The sequence below is a fragment of the Pseudomonas alkylphenolica genome (assembly GCF_000746525.1).
In the GTDB taxonomy this organism is placed as follows: domain Bacteria; phylum Pseudomonadota; class Gammaproteobacteria; order Pseudomonadales; family Pseudomonadaceae; genus Aquipseudomonas; species Aquipseudomonas alkylphenolica.
Window position 1 is genome coordinate 208,378 of sequence record NZ_CP009048.1, and the last position, 24,230, is coordinate 232,607.

Sequence of the window (24,230 nt, forward strand, 5' to 3'; positions counted from 1 at the left end):
TCCGGACGGCGCGCCCCGCGAAGGGCGCGCCGATCAACGGCGTCAGCTCGCTGCAGGGCGCAGGGAGTAGGTTTTCAGCTGCGCCGCGAAGTCACGCAGCGATTGAATACCGCTGGCCTCGGCCTCGTGTACCCAGTCTTTCATCGCCGCCAGCATGTCGTGGCCGTTGGCGCTGGTGCGTAGCCAGATTTGTTGCAGGGCCAGGCGTTTTTCGTAGATGGTCTTGAGCGCCTGGCTGTGTTCGAGCATGGTCTGGATGCGCAGGTGATGACGGTCTTCCAGCAGGCTGGTTTCCCGCGACAGCAAGCGCTTGGCGCGGCGGAACTGATGGCGCACCGAGTCATCGACCCGCGCCAGTTCCTGTTTGACCAGCGGTGCGATCACCAGCTTGCGGTACTGGGCCATGATCTGGAAGCGGTTGTTGAGGATCGCCATGGCGGTGTCCATGTCCAGCTGGCCCTTGCCTTCGACCCGATGGGCGATCGGCGCGACGCGCTGCACCTTGGCCAGACGCAGGAAGCAGAACAGCTTGATCCACGCCCAACCCATATCGAACTCCCAGCGCTTGACCGACAGCTTGGCCGAGTTGGGGTAGGTGTGGTGGTTGTTGTGCAGCTCTTCACCGCCGACGATGATGCCCCACGGCACCAGGTTGGTGGCGGCGTCGCGGCATTCGAAGTTGCGATAACCGACGGCATGGCCAAGGCCATTGATGACCCCGGCGGCCCAGAACGGAATCCACATCATCTGCACGGCCCAGATGGTGATACCGATGGTGCCGAACAGCAGCAGGTCGATGACCGCCATCAGGGCGATACCGCCCAGCTTGTAGCGCGAGTAGAGGTTGCGCTCGATCCAGTCTTCCGGGCAGTTCTTGCCGTAGATTCGCAGGGTTTCCGGGTTTTGTGCCTCTGCGCGGTACAGCTCGGCACCTTTGCGCAGGACGGTGGACAACCCCAGGATCACCGGGCTGTGCGGATCGTCGACGGTCTCGCATTTGGCGTGGTGCTTGCGGTGGATGGCTGTCCACTCGCGGGTGTTCTGCGCCGTGGTCAGCCACAGCCAGAAACGGAAAAAGTGCTTGAGCCCGGCGTTCAGTTCCAGCGAGCGGTGGGCTGAATAGCGGTGCAGGTAGACCGTGACACTGACGATGGTCACATGGGTCATGACCAGGGTAACTGCCAGCAGTTGCCAGGCCGACAAGTTGAGCAAACCTTGGTACCACATAGGCGAAAGGGCCCTCTAGAACATAAGGAACAGCGGGAAGCATTATCCCTGCACCGGTAAATAAAACCAGTCGGCCTTTTAGATAGGAGGTCACGGGATGTTTCTACCCTATAATCCCCCAATATTTTTTGTGGGCTTGTCAGGACCTTATGTCTGCTTCCATTCGAGACGCCATGCGCATGGCTGCGCTTTACCTGGTGTTGTCTGTGCTTTGGCTGGCACTTTCTGATCAATTATTGAGCAGTCTTTTCGATAATCCTCAGCAACTGGCCCGTTGGCAATTGCTCAGTGCCTATGTCTGGGTGCTGTGCAGCGCCATGCTGATCTTCACTTCTCGTGCGCGGCTGTTGAATTTCATCGGTGTCGGCGCACGCCTGCGCCGCGAAGACCGCGAACGTCTGCGCATGGCCGCGGCGGTGTTCGACAGCACCCTTGAAGGCGTGCTGGTGACCGAACGTGACGGGGTGATTGTGCATGTGAACCGGGCGTTCATGCAGATCACCGGGTACGAAAAGGACGAGGTCATCGGTCAGCGGCCGAGCAAGTTCAAATCCGGGCGGCATGGGCCGGCGTTCTATCAGGAGATCTACGCGACCCTGGCCGAAAAGGGCGAGTGGAGCGGCGAGATCTGGAACCGGCGCAAGAGTGGCGAGGTGTACCCGCAGTGGCAGACCATCTGCTCGATCCGCGATGACAGTGGCGAGCTTAGCCACTATGTGGCGGTGTTCAGCGATATCAGCGCGATCAAGCACAGCGAGCGCGAGCTGGCCTACCTGGCCCATCATGATCCGCTCACCGACTTGCCTAACCGCCTGCTGTTCAACGACCGCGCCGAACAGGCGCTGGCCGCGGCCCAAGCCAACAAGCGCGGTTGTGCCCTGCTGTTGCTGGACCTGGACCATTTCCAGAGCATCAACGACGGCCTTGGGCACAATGTCGGTGATCAACTGCTCAAAGTGGTGGGCGAGCGTCTCAAGGCGCTGCTCGGTAGCGGCGTGACCCTGGCTCGCCTGGGGGGCGACGAGTTCGCCGTGCTCACCGAGCAGTGTCCGCAGGTCGGCCAGGCCGCGGCACTGGCGCAAAATATCATTGATGCAATGAAGCAACCCTTCGAGTTCGATGAGCAGCGCCTGTTCGTCAGTGCCAGCATTGGTATCAGCCTGTTCCCCAGCGATGCCCTGAGCGCCGAGCAGTTGTTGCGCAATGCCGACTCGGCGCTGTTCAAGGCCAAGGCCTGTGGGCGTGCCGGTTACGCGTTGTACACCGAAGAGCTGACGGCCCATGCCCAGCAGCGGGTCGAAACCGCTGGAGAGCTGCGCCGGGCGCTGGAGCAGGAAGAGCTGCGGGTCTATTACCAGCCGGTGCATGAGCTCAACAGCGGCGCGATGATTGGCGTCGAGGCGCTGGTGCGCTGGCAGCACCCACAGCGCGGGCTGGTGGCGCCCGGTGAATTCATCCCGATTGCCGAACGCACCGGCCTGATTGCCGATATCGATACCTGGGTCTTGCATCATGCCTGCGCACAGATGGTGCAGTGGCAGGCCAGCGGGCGGCCGCTGCAGTTCGTGGCGGTGAACATTTCCAGTCGCCTGTTTGCTCATCGTGACCTTTATCAACAGGTGGCCAAGGTACTGCATGAAACCGGTCTGGCCCCGGCGATGCTGGAACTGGAAGTGACCGAAAGTGCGGTGATGGATGACCCTGAAGTCGCTCTGGAGCAGTTGCACCGTTTACGTGAACTGGGGCTGCGTCTGGCCATCGATGACTTTGGTACGGGGTACTCTTCGCTGTTGCGGCTCAAGCGGTTGCCGGTGCAAAAGCTCAAGATCGATCAGGGCTTTGTCGCTGGTTTGCCGTGGGATGAAGACGATGCGGCGATCGTCCGGGTGATTATCGCGCTGGGCAAAAGCATGGGCATGCAGGTCCTTGCCGAAGGCATCGAGCAGGCCGAGCAAGCGCAGTTTCTGCTCGAACATGAGTGCCAGCTGGGGCAGGGGTACTGGTTTGGACGGCCGGTTCCGGCGCCGCAGTTGCGATGGGATTGAGGGGTTTTCTGTCAATGTATTTAGTTATATAAAAATTCTTAAATAGTATTTTTAAGAATATTCAACGCCCCCTAAGATTACCCTCAAGCCAGGCGCAGTCGCTCCCCTTCACGCAACTGCACGGCATCCCTTATTCACCAGGAGCACGAGCATGAGCGCATCTCTGCGTAGCGTTGACGGTCAGGACGAAGCCACCATTCTGCGCGAAATCCAGAGCGCTCTGCGCGATCTGCGGTTTGGTGCGGTGGAAATCACCGTACACAACGCCCAGGTCGTGCAGATCGAACGCAAGGAAAAATTCCGTCTGCAGAACCCTAGCCACAAGCCCAGCTGACTTGTGGGAGCGGGCTTGTCCCGCGATGAACGCGCCACCTAATTAGAAAAAATAGCCAATCGGGAGCTTCACCATGTCCATCCGCCGTTATGCCCTGGCTGCACTCGCCAGCGCCGTGTTTGCCGGTTCCGCCATCGCCAAGGACTACGAGTTGTTGAACGTGTCCTACGATCCGACTCGGGAGCTGTACCAGCAGTACAACGCCGAGTTCGTCAAGCACTGGCAGCAGGCTCACCCGGACGACAAAGTGAAGATCCAGCAGTCCCATGGTGGTTCGGGCAAGCAGGCCCGGGCGGTGATCGACGGCTTGCGCGCCGACGTGGTGACCCTGGCCCTGGCCGGCGACATCGACGAAGTGGCCAAGCTCGGCAAGTCCCTGCCGGACACTTGGCAGACCCGCCTGCCGGAAGCCAGCACACCCTACACCTCGACCATCGTGTTCCTGGTGCGCAAGGGCAACCCCAAAGGCATCAAGGACTGGGGCGACTTGATCAAGAATGATGTTTCGGTGATTACCCCGAACCCGAAAACCTCCGGCGGTGCGCGCTGGAACTTCCTTGCCGCCTGGGCCTACGGCCTGAAAGCCGGTGGCAGCGAAGCCAAGGCCCAGGAGTACGTGAAGGAGCTGTTCAAGCACGTACCGGTACTCGATACCGGCGCCCGTGGCTCGACCATCACCTTCGTCAACAACGGTCAGGGTGACGTGTTGCTGGCTTGGGAAAACGAAGCGTTCCTGGCCCTCAAGGAAGACGGTGGCAACGACAAGTTCGAAATCGTCGTGCCGTCGTTGTCGATCCTCGCCGAGCCACCGGTAGCGGTGGTCGACAAGAATGCCCAGAAGAAGGGGAACGAGCAGATCGCCGAGGCTTACCTCAAGCACCTGTACAGCCCGGCCGGACAGAAAATCGCCGCAGAAAACTTCTACCGTCCGCGTGACGCAAAAGTTGCTGCCGAATACGCCAAGCAGTTCCCGAAACTGGATCTGGTAACTATCGACAAAGACTTCGGTGGCTGGAAAACTGCCCAACCCAAGTTTTTCAACGATGGCGGTGTGTTCGACCAGATCTACACGGCTCAGTGAGGCATGGCCGTCAGGATAATCGCCATTCAGTAGCCAGCATGGGCCCGGGATTCGTCCCGGGCTTCTTGCGTTCAACCAGGGACCTTTATGTCACGTCGTATCTCCCCTGTCATACCCGGCTTCGGGCTGACGCTGGGCTACACCTTGGTGTACCTCAGTCTGATTGTGCTCATACCGCTGGGGGCCATGTTCGTGCATGCCGCCCAGCTTACCTGGGAGCAGTTCTGGGCCATCATCAGTGCACCGCGTGTGCTCGCCGCGCTCAAGCTGAGCTTCGGTACTGCTCTCTGCGCCGCCATCATCAACGGCATCATTGGCACTTTGCTGGCCTGGGTGCTGGTGCGCTACACCTTCCCGGGACGCAAGATCATCGAGGCGATGATCGACCTGCCGTTCGCCCTGCCGACCGCCGTGGCCGGTATTGCCCTGACCGCGTTGTACGCGCCGGCGGGTCTGGTCGGCCAGTTCGCCACTGACCTGGGTTTCAAGATCGCCTACACCCCGCTGGGCATTACCTTGGCGCTGACCTTCGTGACCTTGCCGTTCGTAGTGCGAACGGTGCAGCCGGTACTGGCCGACATCCCTCGGGAAGTCGAAGAAGCCGCGGCCTGCCTGGGCGCCAAACCGCTGCAGGTGTTTCGCTACGTGCTGCTGCCAGCGCTGTTGCCCGCCTGGCTGACCGGTTTTGCCCTGGCCTTTGCCCGCGGTGTCGGTGAGTACGGCTCGGTGATTTTCATCGCTGGCAACATGCCGATGAAAACCGAGATCCTGCCGCTGCTGATCATGGTCAAACTCGACCAGTATGACTACACCGGCGCCACTGCCATCGGCGTGTTGATGCTGGTGGTTTCCTTCATCCTGTTGCTGCTGATCAACCTGCTGCAGCGGCGCATCGAAACCCCTTGAAGGAGGCCACGTCCATGTCTGCATCTACCCTTGGCGCGGCCGCTTCGGCCAACGCCGCCCGCCGTGGCAGCTCGACCTCGCGGCGAATCCTGATCAGTCTCGGCTGGTTGATCTTCGCCCTGTTCCTGCTGCTGCCGCTGGTTATCGTGGTGTCCCAGGGCCTGAAAATGGGCCTGGGAACATTCTTTGAAGCGATCTTCGAGGCTGACGCCTTGTCGGCCCTGAAGTTGACCCTGATCGCCGTGGCTATCTCGGTGCCACTGAACCTGGTGTTCGGTGTCAGCGCCGCCTGGTGCGTGAGCAAGTACAACTTCCGTGGCAAGAGCATCCTGGTGACGCTGATCGACCTGCCATTCTCGGTATCGCCGGTGATCGCAGGTCTGGTCTATGTGCTGATGTTCGGCGCCCAGGGCCTGTTCGGGCCGTGGCTGCAGGACCACGACATCCAGATCGTCTTCGCCTTGCCGGGCATTGTTCTGGCGACCATCTTCGTCACCGTGCCCTTCGTCGCCCGTGAGCTGATCCCGCTGATGCAGGAGCAGGGCACTCAAGAGGAAGAGGCTGCGCGTTTGTTGGGCGCCAACGGCTGGCAGATGTTCTGGCACGTGACCCTGCCCAACATCAAATGGGGCCTGATCTACGGTGTGGTGCTGTGTACCGCGCGGGCGATGGGTGAGTTCGGTGCGGTGTCGGTGGTTTCCGGGCACATTCGCGGGGTGACCAACACCTTGCCGCTGCACGTCGAGATCCTCTACAACGAATACAACCACGTTGCGGCCTTCAGCGTCGCCAGCCTGTTGCTGATCCTGGCGCTCTTCATCCTGCTGCTCAAGCAGTGGAGCGAGAACCGTATTAACCGTCTGCGCCATAGCGCAGCGGAGGAATAATTCATGTCGATCGAAGTTCGTAACGTCAGCAAGCGCTTCAACGCTTTCCAGGCTCTGGACAGCATCAACCTGGATATCCACAGCGGTGAGCTGGTGGCGCTGCTTGGTCCGTCCGGTTGCGGCAAAACTACTTTGCTGCGGATCATCGCCGGGCTGGAAACCCCAGACCAGGGCAATATCGTTTTCCACGGTGAGGATGTTTCCGGTCACGATGTGCGTGATCGCAACGTCGGTTTCGTGTTCCAGCACTACGCCCTGTTCCGCCACATGAGCGTGTTCGACAACGTCGCTTTCGGTCTGCGCATGAAGCCCAAGGCCGAGCGGCCGAGCGAGAGCAAGATTGCCGAGAAGGTCCATGAGCTGTTGAACATGGTTCAGCTCGACTGGCTCAGCGACCGTTATCCCGAGCAGCTTTCCGGTGGTCAGCGCCAGCGTATCGCCCTGGCGCGCGCCCTGGCCGTTGAGCCCAAGGTGCTGCTGCTCGACGAGCCGTTCGGCGCCCTCGATGCCAAGGTGCGTAAAGAGCTGCGCCGCTGGCTGGCGCGTCTGCACGAAGATATCAACCTGACGTCGGTGTTTGTGACCCACGACCAGGAAGAGGCGATGGAAGTTGCCGACCGTATTGTGGTGATGAATAAAGGCGTGATCGAGCAGATCGGTTCGCCGGGCGAGGTGTACGAAAACCCGGCCAGTGATTTCGTTTACCACTTCCTCGGTGACTCCAACCGCCTGCACCTGAGCGAAGGTCACCACGTGCTGTTCCGGCCTCATGAAGTGTCGCTGTCGCGGCATGAAATTGAGGGGCATCATGCGGCTGAAGTACGTGATATCCGGCCGCTGGGCGCAACTACCCGGGTGACCTTGAAGGTCGAAGGGCAGAGCGAGCTGATCGAGGCTGAAGTGGTCAAGGACCATGACAGCCTGAGTGGCCTGGCGCGTGGCGAGACCCTGTTCTTCAAGCCCAAGGTCTGGCAGAAAGTCGCCAATATCTGAGTCATCCTCAATCGCGGGGCAAGCCCGCTCCCACAGGGTATGTAAAACACCTGTGGGAGCGGGCTTGCCCCGCGATCGCATTTCCCCTCCCTGAACCCCCAACAAGCACCACATCTAGCACGCGTTAGGTGCTCGTTCACGCCTGCGCGGCATATGCATTTTTCTCATAAAAAGTATCGGCCAAAGGCATTTGCCCTACCTCTGCCGCACTCCTTATAAAGGTCATCTCCTATTCGATAAATCTATTTCAACTAATAAATAAATAGCTAACAGGAATATGCATTCCTGGCCAGGAGCCGCCCATGAGCCCGACCCATCGCCTTGCACCTCTCTCTTCACGGCGGCTCCAGCGCCTGCCCCTGGCCCTGCTGCTGGCCGGCAGTACGCACTGGTTGCCGGCCCAGGCCGCCGAACCGCAACAGACTGCGGTGAAAGCCAGCGACAGCCAGCTCAAGACCGTCACCGTGACCGCCCGGCGTCGCGAGGAGAGTGCCCAGGACGTGCCGACACCGATGAGTGTGATCGATGGCCAGGCGCTGGAAACCCAGCGCGTGTACCGCATACAAGACCTGCAGCAACTGGTGCCGAGCGTCAACGTTGCCTACATGCATGCGCGCCAGTCCAGCGTGTCGATTCGCGGTCTGGGCAACAACCCTGCCAGTGATGGCCTGGAAGGCAGCGTCGGCCTGTACCTGGACAACGTCTACCTCGGCCGTCCGGGCATGGCGGTGTTCGACCTGATGGACATCGAGCAACTGGAAGTACTGCGCGGTCCGCAAGGTACCCTGTTCGGCAAGAACACCACCGCCGGGGTGATCAACATCAGCACCCGCGCACCGAGCTTTACCCCCGAGCGCAGCATCGAAACTTCGGTGGGCGAGGATGGCTACTTCCAGACCAAGGGCACCCTGTCCGGGCCCTTGAGCGAGACGCTGGCCGGGCGCATTTCGGCCTACCGGACCCGCAGCGACGGCGACATCAAGAACGAGTTCGACGGCCATACCCTCAATGGCGGTTCGCGCCAGGGCTTTCGTGGTCAGCTGCTATACAAGCCCAGCGAGCAGTTCAACCTGCGCTGGATCGGCGACTACAACGAAGAGGATTCCAGTGCCGGCACGCGTTTGCTGTACAGCACCGGGCCGACCATCAACGGTGTCAATCGCTACGAAGCCCGGGCCAAGGCGGCAGGTGCCACGCTGATCGATGGCAGCACGCGCAAGGTCAACCTGGACAGCGACCAACAGGTCACGGTGTTCCAGGGTGGGACCTCGCTTGAGGCCAACTGGACCCTGGACAACGATTTCACCCTCACGTCTGTCAGTTCCTACCGCTGGTGGGACTTCACCCCGCGCAACGACGAGGGCCTGAACGTGCCTGCGGCGTTCAACTCCGGGGTTTCGGTGCGCGACAAGCAGTACTCGCAGGAATTTCGCCTGGCGTCACCCACCGGTGGCTTCTTTGACTACGTACTGGGCGCCTATTACTTCGGTTCCGATCTGGATAACAAATCCTTCGTCTATTACGGTCCCCAGGCGGATATCTGGAATGGCACCCCGGCCGGTGCCCTGGCCAATGTCACCACGCTCGGCAAGGGCCATATCGAGACCGACAGCTTTGCCCTGTTCGGCCAAGGCACCTGGCACCTGACCGAGCGCCTGGACTTCACCGCCGGTATCCGTGGCACCTATGAAGAGAAAAGCGCCTGGGTCGATCGCGCAGCCCCCGTCGGCGGTGCTGCTGTCAGCGGCGCTGCGGCCGCTGTCCGTCAGGGCCGGGTGGGGGCGTACGACTCGGGTGATCTGAACCAGTACACCTTCAGCCCCTCGGGCCTGCTCAACCTGAGCTATCGCTTTACCGATGATCTGCTCGGCTATGCCACCTTGTCCCATGGCGAGAAGTCCGGCGGCGTCAACCTGACGGTGGCGACCGCGCCGGTGGCCGGTGCCGACTCGCTGCTGGTCGGTACCGAGCGGGCCAACAATGCCGAACTGGGTCTGAAGAGCACCCTCTGGGATCGCCGTCTGCAGCTCAACGCCAACCTGTTCTGGACCGAAGTGCATGGCTACCAGACCAACGCCTACGACGAAGCCAACCGTGTGCAGTACCTGACCAACGCAGGTTCCGTGCGCTCGCGCGGGGTCGAAGTGGAGAGCACCCTGGTACCGATCCGCGGCCTGACCTTGAACCTCAACGGCTCCTACAACGATGTGCGTTACCTGTCCTACAAAGACGCCCCGTGCGCCCCGGAAGTCGCCTTGCAGCCAGGGGCACCGGCTTCCTGCGACCTCACCGGGCATCAGGTGGTCGGCGCCTCGAAATGGATCGGCAATGCCAACGGCCAGTACCAGTGGGATCTGGACAACGGCCTGCAGCCCTATGTCACCGCCAGCTATGCCTTCCGCTCCAAGGCAGTGGGCACGGTTGAGGACTCCGACTTCGCACAGATCCCCAGCTACGCCGTGGTCAACCTGTCCACCGGCTTGCGCGGCGATCTCGGTCAGGGCCAGTGGGACGTCTCGCTGTGGCTGAAAAACGCCTTCGACAAGACCTACTACACCACCCTCTGGAGCGCTGCCAACGGTGGTTATGAAGGCCTGGTGGGCACACCGAAAACGCTGGGCCTGACCGGTCGTTACGACTTCTGAGAACGGTTTTTCGATGCCTGCCCTGAATACTTTTCATGCGCGGCAGGCATCGTCAACCCGGCGATTGGGCCAAGCCCTTGAATGGCGCGGGGTAGAGCGAGAGGTTGGTTTTGGTTATTCATTTAAGTTCTATTCATAACTTTAAAGATTACTTTAAGAAATAAGCCGGCAGCAGTGATGATCCACACAGCGAAGGCAAATGAGCTGCCTTCGGTGAAACACATAGCGATCCCAGGAGTTGATCAATGGGTAATGTCCAGACCGCCGCTACCGCGCTCAATGTGCTTTGGCGCCAGACGCCGAGCGGTGAGCTGGTCGATCTCGGCCGACCGCACCGTGTCCCCTTGGCGCACCAACGTCTTCAGCGCACGCCGAAAAGCGCCTTGGGGCGCCGGGAAAAAATCCTCCTGGGGGTTTTCGCCCTGGTTCTGCACGGTGGCGTTGCCTACTGGCTCAGCCAGACGCCAACGCCGGTGCTGCCGGTGGTGCCGCCGGAAATTCCACCAATGACCATCGAGTTTTCGCAGCCAGCGCCGCCCGTAGTCGAGCCACCACCGCCTGCGCCACCACCTACCGTGGTCGCGCCACCGCCACCGGTGGTCGATGAGCTGGCGGCAAAACCTGCACCCAAGCCGCTACCCAAACCCAAGCCTGTGGCAAAACCCGTGGCCAAGCCGCAGCCCAAATCTGCGCCCAAGGCGGTCGAGCAGCCTCTCGCGCCACCGCAACCGGTTGCCGCACCGACGCCGCCTGCGCCGGGTACCTGAAGAATCCGGCCCCGGAGTACCCGGCGCTGGCCCACCGGCGCGGCTGGGAAGGCACGGTGATGTTGCGCGTGCATGTCCTGGCCAGCGGCAAACCCGGTGAGATTCAGCTGCAAAAAAGCAGTGGCCGCCAGCAGCTCGACGACGCCGCTCTGGCAGCGGTCAAACGCTGGAGCTTCGTTCCGGCCAAGCAGGGTGAGGTGGCCGTGGACGGCTGGGTCAGTGTGCCGATCGAATTCAAGATCCACTAATTCGCGCTAACAGAGAGAGTATTGATCATGACGTTATTGGCATCCCCCCTCGAATCCATCGAAAGCGCGGTGATCTGGCTGCTGGTGGGCTTCTCTGTCATCACTTGGGGTTTGGCCCTGATCAAAGGTGTGCAGTTTGTCCGTCTGAAAAACCAGGACAAGCGTTTCCACAGACACTTCTGGGCCGCTTCCAGCCTGGATGTCGCCGCGCAACTGAGCGAAACCCAGCCAGGCGCGGCTGCCCGGGTGGCCCAGGCCGGTTACGCCGCCATTGCCGTTGGCGAGCCCGGTCAGGCCAGCGACCTGAGCCAGGCCATCAACCATCAGGACCGCCTGGAGCGCGCCCTGCGCCAGCAGATCGTGCGTGAGCGACGCTCGCTGGAAAGCGGCTTGGCGGTGGTCGCCAGTATCGGCAGTACCTCGCCGTTCATCGGTCTGTTCGGTACGGTCTGGGGCATCATGGAAGCCCTCAAGGGCATCAGCGCGGCGGGCTCGGCCAGCCTTGAAACCGTTGCCGGCCCTATCGGTGCGGCGCTGGTCGCCACCGGTGTGGGGATCGCCGTCGCGGTGCCGGCGGTGCTGGTTTACAACTACTTCCTGCGGCGCCTGAAGCTGACCGCTGCTGATCTCGATGACTTCGCTCACGACTTCTACAGCCTGGCGCAGAAGAGCGCCTTCCGCGTGCTGGTGCACCCAACAGCCTACAAGCCGGCCAGCAGCACCGCGCAAAAAGTGAAGGAGGCTTCCTGATATGGCCTTCTCGACCCAGGACAGTGACGAAGTACTCAGCGAGATCAACGTGACGCCGCTGGTCGACGTGATGCTGGTGTTGCTGGTGGTGTTCATCGTCACCGCTCCGCTGCTGACCAACGCCATCCCGATCAACCTGCCGAAGACCGAAGCCGTGGCGCCGGTGGAGCAGAAAGACCCGTTGGTGGTGAGCATCGATGGCGGCGGCAAACTGTTCATCAACAAGGATGAGATCCAGCCCGACCTGCTGGAAATCAGCCTGCAGACCGCCAAGGCCAAGGATCCGGAACTGCGTGTGCAGCTGCAGGCCGACGATGGCGTGAATTATGGGGAAGTGGCGCGCGCCATGGCCTCGATCGAACGTGCGGGGATTACCAAGCTGTCGGTGATCACCGCCCGCTGAGCAACACACCTCAGGCAAGTCTTCAGGGGCCATTCCTGGGCAGGGGGTGGTCCCTTTTTTTTGCCGGTGGGAGCGGGCTTGCCCCGCGATGCGATGTGACTGACAAGCCGCCATCGCGGGGCAAGCCCGCTCCCACCGGGGTAGAAGTTGATAGTTTGGTTATTAATAAATATCTTCTTATTCCTTTACGAATATAACCACCTCCCTATACTTGGCCTCAAGCACGCAAACCCAGCAGGAGGCGTCCCCATGCGCAACACGTCGATTCGTTACCTGATTGTGCCGGGCTGGCAAGGTTCGCCAGAAGATCATTGGCAGAGTCACTGGCAGCAAGTGCTGCCCAACAGTGCGCGGGTCGAACAGCTCGACTGGGTGACGCCGCAGCGCCACGACTGGGTGGCGGCTCTGGAACAGGCCGTGGCCGCTGACGATTCGCCGGTGATCCTGATTGCCCACAGCCTGGGCTGCATCACCGTCGCCCATTGGGCTGCACAAGCCAGTGCCAGCCTGCTGCGTCGTGTGCGCGGCGCTTTGCTGGTAGCGCCAGCTGATGTCGAGCGCCCGACGTGCTCGCCAGCCTTGCGCAACTTCGCGCCGATTGCCCAGCAGTTGTTGCCGTTCCCGAGCCAGGTGGTCAGCTCCGACAACGATCCGGCAATCAGTGCACCACGCGCCATGCAGCTGGCGCGAGCCTGGGGCGCCGAGGTGGGTTTTCTGGCCGGGGCCGGGCATATCAACGTCAAGTCCGGGCATCGCCGCTGGGAGCAGGGCTTCGCCTACCTGTACCGCCTGCAGAACCGTCTGGAACAACACGCCCTTCGCCGCGCCTGAACCCCAGGCGCTGACCTTATCCTGATCCAACGCCCGGCCCCAGGTGCTTCGGGCGGGAGTTTGCCATGAGTAATCACGACACCTTCGGTCAGCCGCTGCTGACCTTCCCTGAGCTGGACAAGAGCCCGCTGAGCATCCGCGCCAAGGCGCTGGTGTTCGTCGACCCGCGCTCGCGGCAATTGCGTGAGGAGCTGGAACTGCTGGCGCCATTGGCGCTGCCGGTACTGATCCGCGGCGAGACCGGTACCGGCAAGGAGCTGCTGGCCCGGCAGATTCATCGCGCCAGTGATCGCGCCGGCCTGTTCGTTTCGGTCAACTGCGCGGCGATCAGCCCGACCTACGCCGATGCCGAGCTGTTTGGCTACAGCGCCGGTGCTCACAGTGGCGCTGCCAGCAGCCGGGCCGGTTGGTTCGGCTCGGCCAATGGCGGCACCCTGTACCTGGACGAAATCGCCGACTTGCCGCTGGCGATTCAGGCGAAGTTGCTCGCTGCCCTGGAAAACCGTGAAGTCACCCGGGTCGGCGCCCAGCAACCCAACCCAGTCGATGTGCGTCTGGTCGCAGCGTCGAGTATCGACCTGGGCGAGGCGGTCAGCGCCGGCAAGTTCCATAAGCGGCTTTACCACTATCTACGCGAAGGGCATCTGGAGCTGCCAGCCTTGCGCGAGCGAGTCGGCGATATCCTGCCGCTGGCCGAGTATTTCGTCGGTATCTACAGCCCGCGGCTGAACCTGCCGGTGCCGTTGATCAGTGAGGCCGCCCAGCGTGTGCTGGAGTTTCATAGCTGGCCGGGCAACACCCGAGAACTGGAGAACGTCATTCACTTTGCGTTGTTGGTCAGCAGTGGCGAAGAGATTCTGCCCCGGCACTTGAACCTGCCAACGCCGCTGCAAGCCCTGACCAGTCAGCTTGATCAGCTGTGCCAGCGGGCGCTTGCCGATGAGCGCAGCGCCCTGCAGGGCCTGTTGGAACAGGCTTTGTTGCGTCTGGCGCAAGGCGCCGGGTAATCCGGCGCAGCTTCGTGGTTAAAATGGAATAAGCAGCGAAATAAAAGATATTGTTCCGGTATAAAAAATCTCGGTATTGTCCGTTCCAAGCCAGCTAGCAAATGGCTGGCAACCTGATTTGCCGTCGATCGATGGCCCTGTATTCGAATAAGGACTGCGCATGAAAAAGGCTCTGTTGTTCACTGCTCTGGCGGCCGCTCTGTCGGTTGCAGGTTTCGCCCACGCCGGCGAGAAACTGGTGGTTGCCGCCACCCCGGTGCCCCACGCTGAAATCCTTGAGCTGATCAAGCCGACCCTGGCCAAAGAAGGTGTAGACCTTGAGATCAAGGTGTTCACCGACTATGTGCAGCCTAACGTGCAGGTCGACCAGAAGCGTCTGGATGCCAACTACTTCCAGACCCTGCCGTACCTGAAGAACTTCAACGAGGGTAAAGGCACTCACCTGGAAACGGTCATCGGCGTCCACGTCGAGCCTTTCGGTGGTTACTCGAAGAAGGTTAAAAGCCTGAGCGAGCTGAAAGACGGCGCTACCGTTGCCATCCCTAACGAAGGCAGCAACAGCGGCCGTGCCCTGCTGCTATTGCAGAAGGCTGGTCTGATCACACTGAAGGATCCGAAAAACGCCCTGGCAACGCCGAAAGACATCGCCGAGAACCCGAAGAAACTGAAGTTCCGCGAGCTTGAGTCGGCCATGCTGCCGCGCGTTCTGGACCAGGTTGACCTGGACATGATCAACACCAACTATGCGCTGGAAGCCGGTCTGAACCCGGCCAAAGACGCCCTGGTCATCGAAGGTTCCGACTCGCCGTACGTGAACTTCCTGGTCGCCCGTCCAGACAACAAGGACAGCGACGCGATCCAGAAACTGGCCAAAGCCTTGACCAGCCCGGAAGTGAAAACCTTCATCGAGAAGAAATACAGCGGCGCGGTACTGCCGGCGTTCTAAGCAACAACTGATACACCTCCTGTGGGAGCGGGCCTTGCCCCGCGATTGCAATGTGCCTGACACAACGCGATCGCGGGGCAAGCCCGCTCCCACAGTTGCTTTGTGCGCAGGAAAAACTGGTTAGCTGTTTGGGTGATATCAATATGCAATAAAGGTATTTAAATATTTGTTTTTATACCTTTAGAGTCTTAGTCATTGTGCTCACCCGCACTGACAACCCCTGTGTAGAGCGGCCCGTTTACCCTCGGGCCGGTCCGAGATCCTCTCATGAGTTTCGATGTCGCTTTTGTCCTTAGTACGCTACCGGCGTTTCTCAAAGCCGTCGGCGTTACCCTGCAGGTCGGCCTGATCGCCATTGCCACCTCACTGCTGGTGGCGCTGATCAACGCAGCAATCCTGGTCTACCGCACGCCCTACCTGCAGCGCCTGGTGCAGCTGTACGTGGAACTGGCGCGCAACACGCCGCTGCTGATCCAGCTGTTCTTCGTCTATTTCGCTTTACCGACCCTGGGCCTGAAAATCTCCGGCTTCGCTGCCGCGATCATCACCATGACCTTTCTCGGTGGCGCCTACCTGACCGAAGTGTTGCGCGCCGGCGTCGAGGCGGTGCCACAGGCACAGCTGGAGTCGGGACGCTCGATTGGCCTGTCCGACGGCCAACTGCTGCGTTATGTGATCCTGCCTCAGGCCGGCATCCTCAGCTTGCCGTCGCTGTTTGCCAACTTCGTTTTCCTGCTCAAGGAAACCACGGTGGTCTCGGCGGTGGCGGTGCCGGAAATCCTCTACACCACCAAGAGCTACATCGCGCTGTACTACAAGACTTACGAGATGCTCGCGGTGCTGACGCTGATCTGCGTGTTGCTGTTCCTGCCATTGTCGCTGCTGCTCAGCCGCCTGGAACGGAGGCTGCAACATGGCCAGTTCGGGACTTGAGTTGCTGCTGGTGTCCTTGCCGCAACTGGGCAAGGGTGCCGCGCAGACATTGGCCATCTCAGCGCTGGGGATTGTCTTCAGTACTTTCGGCGGCGTGCTCTACGGTGTGCTGGCGAGCCTGAACCTGCGCAGCCTGAATCTGCTGCTGCGGGTGTACCTGGAGCTGTTCCGGGCGATTCCGGTGCTGGTCTGGTTGTACCTGCTGTTCTTCGGCCTGCCGATTTTCTTTGCCCTGAGCATCCCCAGCTTCTGGTGCGCGGTGCTGGTGTTGTCGCTGTGGGGCGCCAGTGAAGTGGGCGAGGTGGTACGCGGCGCCTTGCGTTCGTTGCCCCGCGGCCAGCGCGAGGCCGGCCTGTCGATTGGCCTGTCTGCCTGGCAGTTGTATGGCTATGTGTTGCTGCCACAGGCACTCAAGCGCATGACCCCGCCGACCATCAACATCTACACACGGATCATCAAGACCAGCTCGCTGGCGGTGCTGATCGGGGTGGTCGATGTCATCAAGGTCGGCCAGCAGATCATCGAGCGCACCTACGAGTCGGTGCTGATCTACGGCGCGCTGTTCCTGTTTTTCTTTTTTATCTGCTACCCGCTCTCGGCTGCTTCGCGCGCCCTCGAGCGCCGCTGGACACACGCATGAGTGCATTGATCGAGTTCAAGGGCTTCAACAAATTCTTCGGCGAGCAACAGGTGCTGAACAACATCGACCTGCAAGTGCGCAGCGGTGAAGTGGTGGTGATCCTCGGCCCCAGCGGCTGCGGTAAAAGCACCTTGCTGCGCTGCCTGAACGGCCTGGAAAGCGCCCACAGCGGCCACTTGCGCCTGGCCGGTGAAGAGCTGCTCGAGCCGCGCACCGACTGGCGCCAGGTACGCCAGCGGGTCGGTATGGTGTTCCAGAGTTATCACCTGTTCGGCCACATGAGCGTGCTCGACAACCTGCTGCTGGGGCCGCTCAAGGTGCAGAAGCGCGAACGCCGTGAGGCCCTGGCCCAGGCCGAAGCGCTGCTGGCGCGGGTGGGCTTGCTGGACAAGCGCGACGCTTATCCACGCCAGCTTTCCGGCGGCCAGCAGCAGCGCATCGCAATCGTTCGCTCACTGTGCATGAACCCTGAGGTGATGCTGTTCGACGAGGTCACCGCAGCCCTCGACCCGGAGATGGTCAAGGAAGTGCTGGAGGTGATCCAGGGCCTGGCCCGTGACGGCATGACCTTGCTTATCGTGACCCATGAAATGGCCTTCGCCCGCGCGGTGGCCGACCGCATCGTGTTCATGGAGGCCGGCAGGATCCTTGAACAGCGCGACCCCGAGAGCTTCTTTACGAACCCGCAGACCGCACGCGCGCAGCAGTTCCTGGAGAAATTCTCCTTCGTAGAAAGCCTGCCCAAAATGCCCGCAAAGGAACTGTCATGAAAACTGCCAAAACCTCGAAACTGCTGTTGTCCCTGTTCAGCCTGGCGCTGCTGGCCGGCTGCAACAAGGCGGAAGAACCCGCCAAGCCTGCTGGTGCAGGTGCGGCGCCAGCCACCAGCTACCTGGAAACCATCAAGGCCCGCGACAAGCTGATTGTCGGCGTGTTCACCGACAAACCACCGTTCGGCTTTGTCGACGAGAGCGGCCGCTATGTCGGCTTCGATACCGACATCGGCCGCCAGTTCGCCAAGTCGCTGCTCGGCGACGAGAACAAGGTCGAGTTCGTTGCGGTTGAGCCGGCCAGCCGCATCCCGTTCCTGCAGAGCGACAAGGTCGATCTGATTCTCGCCAACATGACCGTGACGCCGGAACGCAAGGAGGCGGTGGAGTTCACCAACCCCAACCTGCGCGTCGCGGTACAGGCCCTGGTGCCTGAAGGCAGCAGTGTGAACAAGCTCGATGACCTGGCTGACAAGACCACCATCGTCACCACCGGCACCACCGCCGATATCTGGCTGACCAAGAACCACCCGGACTGGAAACTGCTCAAGTTCGAGAAGAACTCCGAGTCGCTGCAAGCGCTGGCCAATGGTCGTGGCGATGCCTATGCCCAGGACAACCTGATCCTGTTCAGCTGGTCGAAGCAGAATCCGGGTTACCGCGTGCTGGCCGAGAAACTGGGCGAAGAAGCGCCGATCGCACCGGCGGTGAAGAAGGGCAATATCGAGCTGCGTGACTGGGTCAACGCTGAACTGGCGCGCCTGGGAGAGCAGAAGTACCTGCTCAAGCTGTATGACCAGTATGTGCGCAAAGAGCTGAGCGACGACACCAAGCCTGAGAGCGTGATTGTCGAAGGCGGTAAGTGGCAGGGTTGATCTATTGAACTCATCGCGGGGCAAGCCCGCTCCCACAGGACGGTGCTTACCCCTGTGGGAGCGGGCTTGCCCCGCGATAATGCCTACTTTCCAGGTACCAACCTCAACGTCCTCCAAGCCGCAATCACCCTCATCTGCACCGTGCGATACCGCCCCTCGATATATTCCTTTGATAGCAGTTAAGCGTGTTGACCTGGGCAGTACTGCTCTCGCAAATAAATGAGCGGTACCTGGTATTTTTGTCAGTTGTTAATAAGTGATAGCTGTTCTAGATTTGCTCGTGGCTAGGTTGCATGCATTGTTTGAATACTTATGAGTGTCATACAGTGCGGATGTTTGTTTTTGGTCGTGAAGCAATACGTGTCGGGTTTTTAGGTAACTTAACAATGCCTGCTCTGGTTTTTACTTGCGAGGGTTGAGAAATGGGTGCTTTAACAAAAGATGAGCTAAATCGAGAAATAAACGCTCTGGGCGTCGATGGGAAGACTTTCATTTATAAAAATAAGAAACAAGAGTCAGAGTATTCTGGCACATTCACTGGTGTGCTCACTGTGCCTGGCCATGGTCCGAGAAATTTCAAGGCCCAAAACGTGCGTATAAATAATGGGGGGCGGTACCAGGTAGTAGGGGACTATCACGATCCCGTTTCCGGTATCTATGAATGGATTGTGATTAATCTTTATACCGATGACACCGGGCCAGTTAAAATTATTACGTTTGACGATGCGCAGGGTGGAGAAAAAGGGGTTGTAATGGGTGGTCTTGTAGGCGATTTTCCGCTTAGTTACTCTCAAGGTACGATTACGATCGATAATAAGTCCGGCGACGGGTTCGAGGTCTCTGATTTAAATTTCACGTACGGCTCTGGCGAGAAGGAATATAGCTTCTCTAATGGCAAGGTTTCAATTAAGAAAAATTGATATATAAGGCTTAAAGCCGCGGCCGAGGTAGTATGTGCAGTCCCTCGGCCTGACTTCAGATCGCAGGTTGTAGAGTTATCCCCCACTATCCAGACGCCATGTCGGCAGAAACTCAGGTTTTCTACTGGGCGGGCACCAACCTCAACGTACTCTGCGCCGGAATCACCCCCATCTGCGCCTTGTGGTACTGCCCCTCGATATAGTCCTTGGCCTGATCGGCATAGTGCCGGTCGAACAGCACGCCACTTTGCCCGACCGGGTTGATGGTCAGGGCCTGCCCGGCATCGGCGAAGTCGATCAGGCGCCGGGTCGAAGGGCCATAGGTGACCGGCCAGGGCGCCGGGCCGATCTTCGCCGACAGGTTGTTCGGCACTTCATGCGTACCCGGTGCGGCGAAAGCGCCGACGTTGAACAGCAGGTTCAGAGGCTTCTGCAGCCCGAGCGGATGGTTGTGGGTCAAGGTATGCGCCTTGCCCCATTGCCAGGCGGCCGGGTCGTTGCCCAGTGTCTCGCGCAGGTGGGCCAGGCTGGCCTGCCAGGCGCGTTTCACCGCGTCGCTGCGGCTACCATGCTCGCTGCTGCCATGCAGCCCCCACCAGGGCGACTCGGCGTCGGCAGCCAGACGCGGCAAGGCGGCATCGATGACGCGGGTGCTGATCAGCATCTGGAACCAGGCATCGCCCAGTTCGTCATGCATGGCTGCGTATGCCAGGTCGTAGAGCAACTGGTTGAACAGCGTGGCGCTGACCGAGTCCAGCGGATAGTCGCCATTCCAGCTGGCCAACTGTTCGACCAGCTCCTTCTCCTGATCGCCCGCGGCCACTTCTCGCAAGATCCCCAACAACGGTGCCAGGGTGCGTGGGCCATAGCCGCTGGCCGTGTCGAGCTGCAGCGCCTGACTGTTTTGCGTATCCCATTTGATCGTTGCATCGGCCAGCTGGCGATCAAGCTGCTGGCCACGGTCGGCGAGGTTGTAGTAACCGGGAATCGGCATGGCGGCGGGCGGCTGATAGTTGGCCGAGACGATGTAGCCACTGGCCGGGTTTTCCGCCTGCGGGTTGGCGCTAAATGGGTAAAAGCCGAGTTTGTCGGCCTGGGCCGTGCTGCCGTCGAGGATGAACGACGGGTTTACCCCGTCCGGGCGAATCGGTAGCTGCGCCGCCGCCCACCAGCCAATGTCGCCACGGGCGTTGGCCCACACCAGGTTGAGACCGGGGGCCTGGATCTTCGCGGCGGCGCTGCGCATCTTGTCCAGGGTGTCGGCGCGGTTGACCTGGTAGAAGCCTTCGAGCACCGGGTTGTCGGTTTCCAGGAACGCCCACCACATGGCAATCGGTGTCGGCCCGGCATTGGCGCCGATCACCTGGTTGACGATCGGGCCGTGTGGCGAGCGCTTCAGGGTGATGGCGACAGGCTCCTCGCCCTTCACCGCGATAGTGTCCTGGGTGATGGTCAACGCTTGCCACTGGCCGTTGATACGCACCTGGTCAGGGTTGGCCGGATTGACCTGCTCGGCGATCAGGTCGACATCGTCGTTCTGGAACATGGTCAGGCTCCAGCCGAACTCGCGGTTGTGCCCCAGCGAAGCGAAGGGGTTGAGCGCCTGGTGATAGCCATAGAGGTTGAAACCGGGCGCCGACAGTTCGGCTTCGTACCACACGGCGGGCACGGCAAAGCTGATATGCGGATCGCCGGCCAACAGCGGTTTGCCACTGCGGGTGCGGCTGCCGGACAGCGCCCAGGCGTTGCTGCCTTCGTACTGTGGAATGCCAGCCTCGCTCAGGGCTTGCTGGCTGATCAGTGCCAGCTGCTCCAGGCTTTTCCAGTCGGCAGCTGCCAGTGGCGGGCGGCTGTGCAACGCACCTTCAGGGTTCCAGTCGAGGTCGAAGATGTTCAGGTATTCGCTGCCGAGCTGGTCGCGCACATAGGTCAATGCCGGTTCCGTGCGAAAGGCAGCGGCAAAGCTGTAGGCCATGTAGCCGGCAATGCTCAGGGTATCCTGGGCAGTGAACGGCCGTGGCGTGATGCCCAGTACATCGAATTCCATGGGTTTGGGGTGGCTGTCCTGCCAGGCATTGACGCCATCGAGGTAGGCCTGCAATGCGAGCCAGGCGGGCGATTGTTTGTCCTGGCGTTCGATGTAGCGCTCGGCCTGTTCGCGAATACGCAGGGTGCGGAACAGGGTATCGGTGGGCAGCAGCTTGCTGCCGAGCACTTCGGCCAGTTCGCCGCGAGCCAGGCGGCGGATGATCTCCATCTGGAACAGTCGGTCCTGGGCATGCACATAGCCGAGGGCACGGTACAGGTCGATCTCGTTGCTGGCCTGCAGGTGCGGCACGCCACGGGCGTCATAACGCACGCTGACCGGGGCCTGTAGGCTGGTCAGGGCGACCTCGCCTTCACGCTGCGGCAGCTTGCCCTGCACATACCAGTAACCGCCGCCGGCTGCCGCGGCAATGACCACCGCGAGAAAGGTCAGGCTGCGCTTCATCAGGACTCCTTGTGCTTTTTTGCGAATAGCATAGCCCCAAAGGAAGGGCGATGAATTCAGGGGCTGCTCCGGTGTGGGTGCCTCAGGGCTGCCAGGGACAATAGCAGCCTACCGCCATCGTGTGGGTAACGCTGACCGCGCGGCCCTGGCTCAGCGCCAGCAAGATCGGCTCGATAAAGCTGTTGCTCGAGTTGCAGGTCGCCCCCTCGCTGTAAGGACCGAAGTAGGCCAGCTTGCCCTGACGATCCCAGATCGCTACGCCAGGGCTGGCCGGCAGGTGTTCGGCACCGGGCAGTTCAGCCAGTGGCTTGAGGGCGCTGAGGGTGCCTGGCAGCTGACCTCGGCTGCCGGGTTTCTGTACCACATAGAACTCCACCCCCTGTGGAGCGAAATGCTCGATCAGTTCCGCCAGGTGTTGCTGGTTGCCGACGTTGCACGGGCAGGCCGGGTCCCAGAAGTGCACCAGGCGGATCGGCCCGGGCCCGGCGATTTCGGCCGGCAGCTGCAGCCGGTCGCCGGAGAACAATGCGGTCTGGTTATCGAACGGGCGTAGATAGCGGCTCTGGAAACTGTCGTAGGCCCACCACAAACCGGCGGCGCAAAGGGCGGCGATCAGCAGGCCGAGCAGGGTGCGGGTGGATGACGCAAGCATGAAGGCGATTTCCGGGAAAAGTCGCCTAGCTTGCCATGCTGCTGGCAACAGCTGAATATCACAGGTCAAAATCCGGCTTTTGCTGTGTGGAAATCGTCTATGCCTGCGTCATTTCAGCCCGACTCGTTACGCGCCAGCCTGGCGCCGATGACGGCGCGTCAGCCGTTGTCGACCCAGGCCCAGGCCTATCAGCGTTACTACGGGCTGGATTTTCCCGCCCGCAAGGTTGCCGCGCAACGCTGGCTGGGGCGTTTCGAGGCGGCGGGTTTCGAGCTGGTCGGGCAGGTCTGGTTGCCAGCGGCACCGGTGGCAACCCTGGTGTTGTTGCATGGCTTCTACGACCACATGGGCTTGTACCGCCATGTGATCGACTGGGCGCTGGATCAGGATTACGCGGTGATCGCCTGCGACTTGCCGGGGCATGGTCTGTCCAGCGGCGAGCGGGCCAGCATCGACGATTTCGCTGCCTACCAGCAGGTACTGCAGGCGCTGTTCGAGCAGGGCCGAGCCCTTGAGTTGCCGCAGCCCTGGCATCTATGCGGGCAGAGTACCGGCGGGGCGATTGTCATCGATCATCTGCTGCACGGTGGCGCGCAGAGCCCGGCCCAGGGTCAGGTGATCCTGCTGGCGCCGCTGGTGCGGCCACGTGCGTGGCGCTGGTCGAAATTCAGCTATCACCTGCTGCGCCCGTTCGTGAAGGGTATCGAGCGGCGCTTCAGTGAAAACAGCAACGACCCGACTTTCCTGCCGTTCCTGCAAGCCGATCCGCTGCAACCGCGGTGCTTGCCGACAGCCTGGGTCGGGGCGTTGGTGGAGTGGGTCAAGCGCATCGAGGCGGCGCCGGTTAGTGCACGGCGGCCGCTGATTATTCAGGGCCAGTCCGACATGACCGTGGACTGGCCGCACAACCTCAAAGTGCTGCAGGAGAAATTCGCCGCGCCCGACATCCTGTTGATTCCCGAGGCGCGCCATCACCTGGCCAACGAGCTGCCGGCGATCCGTCAGCGCTATTTTGACTTCATCGGCCAGCGTCTGGGCTGATCACTTCAGGTCCGAAGTGTTCTGCCCGACGGCCAGGCCGGCGCGGATCGCAGCCAGGGCAGCCTTGTAGTACGTCTGACCCTCTGCCGATTCGGCAAAGGTAGCGAACTCATCCAGCTCTGCATCGGACAAGTCGCGATACACGTAGAGCAGGGTGTTGTTCAGTTCGCTGCCGATCTGCTGCATCAGCCGCTGGCGCTGACCGTCGAGCAGGCTCTGGGCCTGAGCGCCGCCGAGCAGGCCGGGGATCATCTGGCTGAGGCTGTCGGCCGCGACCCCGGCAATCGCCAGGCTGACTTCGGCACCGGCTTCGCGGGCGGGCAGGGCCTGGGCCAGGTGGCCGATGATCAGCAGGCGGTTGTCGCTGGCCTGGATCTTGGGCAAGCCCTTGGCATTCTTGGCCAGCTGGTCGCGACGGGTGGCCAGCAGTTCCGCGGCGACAATCTTGCGGCCCAGCGGCGACTGGAAGAAGGACAGCGCAGGGCCTGGATTGCTCAGGTTGGCACGCAATTGTGCCTGGGCACGCTTGTCCACAGCCTGGGCCTGGAAGCGCTGGTTACTGTTATTGACCAATGCCTGATAAACAGCGGGCGGCAGGCTATTGCGATAGCGCTGCTGGGCGGCATCGAGGGCATCGGTAAAGTGGGCGCGCTGCTCAGGCCAGCCGGCGACCTTGTAGAGTTGGTCGAGGCTGTCTGCCCAGACAGGCGTGGTACAGATCATCATCAGCAAAAAAAACAAACGGCGCATTCAGGACTCCTGTCGGCAGGGCGCTATTGTCTTGGCCTGGCCGGGCTTTGTCGAGAAGCCATTGCATACTCTCGGCCAAGTGGCGCTG

At 61.0% G+C, this 24,230-nt stretch carries 22 protein-coding genes and 1 pseudogene; 19 read left to right on the forward strand and 4 right to left on the reverse strand.

Annotated elements, in window-relative coordinates; all coding sequences use genetic code 11:
• Positions 1-42: 42 nt before the first annotated feature.
• Complete coding sequence (gene desA, locus PSAKL28_RS00935; RefSeq protein ID WP_038605417.1) at positions 43-1,227, reverse strand: delta-9 fatty acid desaturase DesA; 1,185 nt, start codon at positions 1,225-1,227, stop codon at positions 43-45.
• Between the two features lie 149 nt (positions 1,228-1,376).
• Between desA and dibA the strand changes: the two genes are divergently transcribed.
• The 18 genes and pseudogenes from dibA to PSAKL28_RS01025 all read left to right on the forward strand — a co-directional run bounded on the left by dibA (position 1,377) and on the right by PSAKL28_RS01025 (position 19,208).
• The gene (gene dibA, locus PSAKL28_RS00940) at positions 1,377-3,272 is read left to right on the forward strand and encodes a phosphodiesterase DibA (RefSeq protein WP_038605420.1); all 1,896 of its coding nucleotides are present in this window, start codon (positions 1,377-1,379) and stop codon (positions 3,270-3,272) included.
• A 151-nt stretch (positions 3,273-3,423) separates the two neighbouring features.
• Positions 3,424-3,606 carry a sulfur starvation response protein OscA gene (gene oscA / locus PSAKL28_RS00945; protein WP_038605423.1) on the forward strand — a complete coding sequence of 61 codons (183 nt, stop codon included), beginning with the start codon at positions 3,424-3,426 and terminating at the stop codon, positions 3,604-3,606.
• Positions 3,607-3,679: 73 nt separating this feature from the next.
• Positions 3,680-4,687: a sulfate ABC transporter substrate-binding protein gene (locus tag PSAKL28_RS00950; protein WP_038605426.1), complete on the forward strand. Its 1,008-nt coding sequence runs from the start codon at positions 3,680-3,682 to the stop codon at positions 4,685-4,687.
• A gap of 87 nt (positions 4,688-4,774) precedes the next feature.
• A complete protein-coding gene (gene cysT / locus PSAKL28_RS00955; protein ID WP_038605428.1) occupies positions 4,775-5,593 on the forward strand; it encodes a sulfate ABC transporter permease subunit CysT in 819 nt (272 codons plus the stop codon).
• Positions 5,594-5,607: 14 nt separating this feature from the next.
• On the forward strand, positions 5,608-6,480 hold the full coding sequence (cysW, locus tag PSAKL28_RS00960; RefSeq protein WP_038605430.1) for a sulfate ABC transporter permease subunit CysW: 873 nt from the start codon (positions 5,608-5,610) through the stop codon (positions 6,478-6,480).
• Between the two features lie 3 nt (positions 6,481-6,483).
• Positions 6,484-7,473: a sulfate/molybdate ABC transporter ATP-binding protein gene (locus PSAKL28_RS00965; protein WP_038605432.1), complete on the forward strand. Its 990-nt coding sequence runs from the start codon at positions 6,484-6,486 to the stop codon at positions 7,471-7,473.
• 302 nt (positions 7,474-7,775) lie between these two features.
• Positions 7,776-10,118: a TonB-dependent receptor gene (locus tag PSAKL28_RS00970; RefSeq protein WP_038605435.1), complete on the forward strand. Its 2,343-nt coding sequence runs from the start codon at positions 7,776-7,778 to the stop codon at positions 10,116-10,118.
• Positions 10,119-10,363: 245 nt separating this feature from the next.
• Positions 10,364-11,133 (forward strand): annotated as a pseudogene (locus tag PSAKL28_RS00975) (energy transducer TonB).
• A gap of 27 nt (positions 11,134-11,160) precedes the next feature.
• Positions 11,161-11,883 (forward strand): MotA/TolQ/ExbB proton channel family protein, encoded by a 723-nt coding sequence (locus PSAKL28_RS00980; protein ID WP_038605437.1) that lies wholly within the window; start codon positions 11,161-11,163, stop codon positions 11,881-11,883.
• Position 11,884: 1 nt separating this feature from the next.
• Complete coding sequence (locus PSAKL28_RS00985; protein WP_038605438.1) at positions 11,885-12,286, forward strand: ExbD/TolR family protein; 402 nt, start codon at positions 11,885-11,887, stop codon at positions 12,284-12,286.
• 249 nt (positions 12,287-12,535) lie between these two features.
• A complete protein-coding gene (locus tag PSAKL28_RS00990; protein ID WP_038605440.1) occupies positions 12,536-13,117 on the forward strand; it encodes an alpha/beta hydrolase in 582 nt (193 codons plus the stop codon).
• Positions 13,118-13,182: 65 nt separating this feature from the next.
• Complete coding sequence (locus PSAKL28_RS00995; RefSeq protein WP_038605443.1) at positions 13,183-14,124, forward strand: sigma 54-interacting transcriptional regulator; 942 nt, start codon at positions 13,183-13,185, stop codon at positions 14,122-14,124.
• Positions 14,125-14,284: 160 nt separating this feature from the next.
• A complete protein-coding gene (locus tag PSAKL28_RS01000; RefSeq protein WP_038605448.1) occupies positions 14,285-15,070 on the forward strand; it encodes a MetQ/NlpA family ABC transporter substrate-binding protein in 786 nt (261 codons plus the stop codon).
• A gap of 267 nt (positions 15,071-15,337) precedes the next feature.
• Positions 15,338-16,003, forward strand: a complete 666-nt coding sequence (locus PSAKL28_RS01005; protein WP_038605451.1) for an amino acid ABC transporter permease — start codon at positions 15,338-15,340, stop codon at positions 16,001-16,003.
• A complete protein-coding gene (locus PSAKL28_RS01010) occupies positions 15,984-16,643 on the forward strand; it encodes an amino acid ABC transporter permease (RefSeq protein ID WP_038605454.1) in 660 nt (219 codons plus the stop codon). Before PSAKL28_RS01005 ends, PSAKL28_RS01010 begins: the two co-directional genes overlap by 20 nt.
• Entirely contained in the window at positions 16,640-17,413 is a 774-nt protein-coding gene (locus PSAKL28_RS01015) for an amino acid ABC transporter ATP-binding protein (protein ID WP_038605457.1), read from the forward strand. Before PSAKL28_RS01010 ends, PSAKL28_RS01015 begins: the two co-directional genes overlap by 4 nt.
• Positions 17,410-18,288 (forward strand): transporter substrate-binding domain-containing protein, encoded by an 879-nt coding sequence (locus tag PSAKL28_RS01020; protein ID WP_038605460.1) that lies wholly within the window; start codon positions 17,410-17,412, stop codon positions 18,286-18,288. The genes PSAKL28_RS01015 and PSAKL28_RS01020 overlap by 4 nt, the downstream gene beginning before the upstream one ends.
• 422 nt (positions 18,289-18,710) lie before the next feature.
• Entirely contained in the window at positions 18,711-19,208 is a 498-nt protein-coding gene (locus PSAKL28_RS01025; RefSeq protein ID WP_038605462.1) for a hypothetical protein, read from the forward strand.
• Between the two features lie 121 nt (positions 19,209-19,329).
• Here PSAKL28_RS01025 and PSAKL28_RS01030 read toward each other — a convergent pair whose 3' ends face one another.
• On the reverse strand, positions 19,330-21,699 hold the full coding sequence (locus tag PSAKL28_RS01030) for a penicillin acylase family protein (protein WP_038605465.1): 2,370 nt from the start codon (positions 21,697-21,699) through the stop codon (positions 19,330-19,332).
• A gap of 82 nt (positions 21,700-21,781) precedes the next feature.
• Complete coding sequence (locus PSAKL28_RS01035; protein ID WP_051939125.1) at positions 21,782-22,351, reverse strand: DUF6436 domain-containing protein; 570 nt, start codon at positions 22,349-22,351, stop codon at positions 21,782-21,784.
• Between the two features lie 99 nt (positions 22,352-22,450).
• Here PSAKL28_RS01035 and bipL point away from each other — a divergent pair, with 99 nt between their 5' ends.
• A complete protein-coding gene (bipL, locus tag PSAKL28_RS01040; protein WP_038605467.1) occupies positions 22,451-23,392 on the forward strand; it encodes a phospholipase BipL in 942 nt (313 codons plus the stop codon).
• Here the strand turns inward: bipL and PSAKL28_RS01045 are convergent, their stop codons facing one another.
• Entirely contained in the window at positions 23,393-24,142 is a 750-nt protein-coding gene (locus PSAKL28_RS01045) for a DUF2059 domain-containing protein (RefSeq protein ID WP_038605470.1), read from the reverse strand.
• Positions 24,143-24,230 lie beyond the last annotated feature (88 nt).

Coding starts and splice junctions, on each gene's coding strand:
- desA (WP_038605417.1), bottom strand. CDS start 1,227: ATGTGGTACCAAGGTTTGCTCAACTTGTCGGCCTGGCAACTGCTGGCA.
- dibA (WP_038605420.1), top strand. CDS start 1,377: ATGTCTGCTTCCATTCGAGACGCCATGCGCATGGCTGCGCTTTACCTG.
- oscA (WP_038605423.1), top strand. CDS start 3,424: ATGAGCGCATCTCTGCGTAGCGTTGACGGTCAGGACGAAGCCACCATT.
- PSAKL28_RS00950 (WP_038605426.1), top strand. CDS start 3,680: ATGTCCATCCGCCGTTATGCCCTGGCTGCACTCGCCAGCGCCGTGTTT.
- cysT (WP_038605428.1), top strand. CDS start 4,775: ATGTCACGTCGTATCTCCCCTGTCATACCCGGCTTCGGGCTGACGCTG.
- cysW (WP_038605430.1), top strand. CDS start 5,608: ATGTCTGCATCTACCCTTGGCGCGGCCGCTTCGGCCAACGCCGCCCGC.
- PSAKL28_RS00965 (WP_038605432.1), top strand. CDS start 6,484: ATGTCGATCGAAGTTCGTAACGTCAGCAAGCGCTTCAACGCTTTCCAG.
- PSAKL28_RS00970 (WP_038605435.1), top strand. CDS start 7,776: ATGAGCCCGACCCATCGCCTTGCACCTCTCTCTTCACGGCGGCTCCAG.
- PSAKL28_RS00980 (WP_038605437.1), top strand. CDS start 11,161: ATGACGTTATTGGCATCCCCCCTCGAATCCATCGAAAGCGCGGTGATC.
- PSAKL28_RS00985 (WP_038605438.1), top strand. CDS start 11,885: ATGGCCTTCTCGACCCAGGACAGTGACGAAGTACTCAGCGAGATCAAC.
- PSAKL28_RS00990 (WP_038605440.1), top strand. CDS start 12,536: ATGCGCAACACGTCGATTCGTTACCTGATTGTGCCGGGCTGGCAAGGT.
- PSAKL28_RS00995 (WP_038605443.1), top strand. CDS start 13,183: ATGAGTAATCACGACACCTTCGGTCAGCCGCTGCTGACCTTCCCTGAG.
- PSAKL28_RS01000 (WP_038605448.1), top strand. CDS start 14,285: ATGAAAAAGGCTCTGTTGTTCACTGCTCTGGCGGCCGCTCTGTCGGTT.
- PSAKL28_RS01005 (WP_038605451.1), top strand. CDS start 15,338: ATGAGTTTCGATGTCGCTTTTGTCCTTAGTACGCTACCGGCGTTTCTC.
- PSAKL28_RS01010 (WP_038605454.1), top strand. CDS start 15,984: ATGGCCAGTTCGGGACTTGAGTTGCTGCTGGTGTCCTTGCCGCAACTG.
- PSAKL28_RS01015 (WP_038605457.1), top strand. CDS start 16,640: ATGAGTGCATTGATCGAGTTCAAGGGCTTCAACAAATTCTTCGGCGAG.
- PSAKL28_RS01020 (WP_038605460.1), top strand. CDS start 17,410: ATGAAAACTGCCAAAACCTCGAAACTGCTGTTGTCCCTGTTCAGCCTG.
- PSAKL28_RS01025 (WP_038605462.1), top strand. CDS start 18,711: ATGGGTGCTTTAACAAAAGATGAGCTAAATCGAGAAATAAACGCTCTG.
- PSAKL28_RS01030 (WP_038605465.1), bottom strand. CDS start 21,699: ATGAAGCGCAGCCTGACCTTTCTCGCGGTGGTCATTGCCGCGGCAGCC.
- PSAKL28_RS01035 (WP_051939125.1), bottom strand. CDS start 22,351: ATGCTTGCGTCATCCACCCGCACCCTGCTCGGCCTGCTGATCGCCGCC.
- bipL (WP_038605467.1), top strand. CDS start 22,451: ATGCCTGCGTCATTTCAGCCCGACTCGTTACGCGCCAGCCTGGCGCCG.
- PSAKL28_RS01045 (WP_038605470.1), bottom strand. CDS start 24,142: ATGCGCCGTTTGTTTTTTTTGCTGATGATGATCTGTACCACGCCTGTC.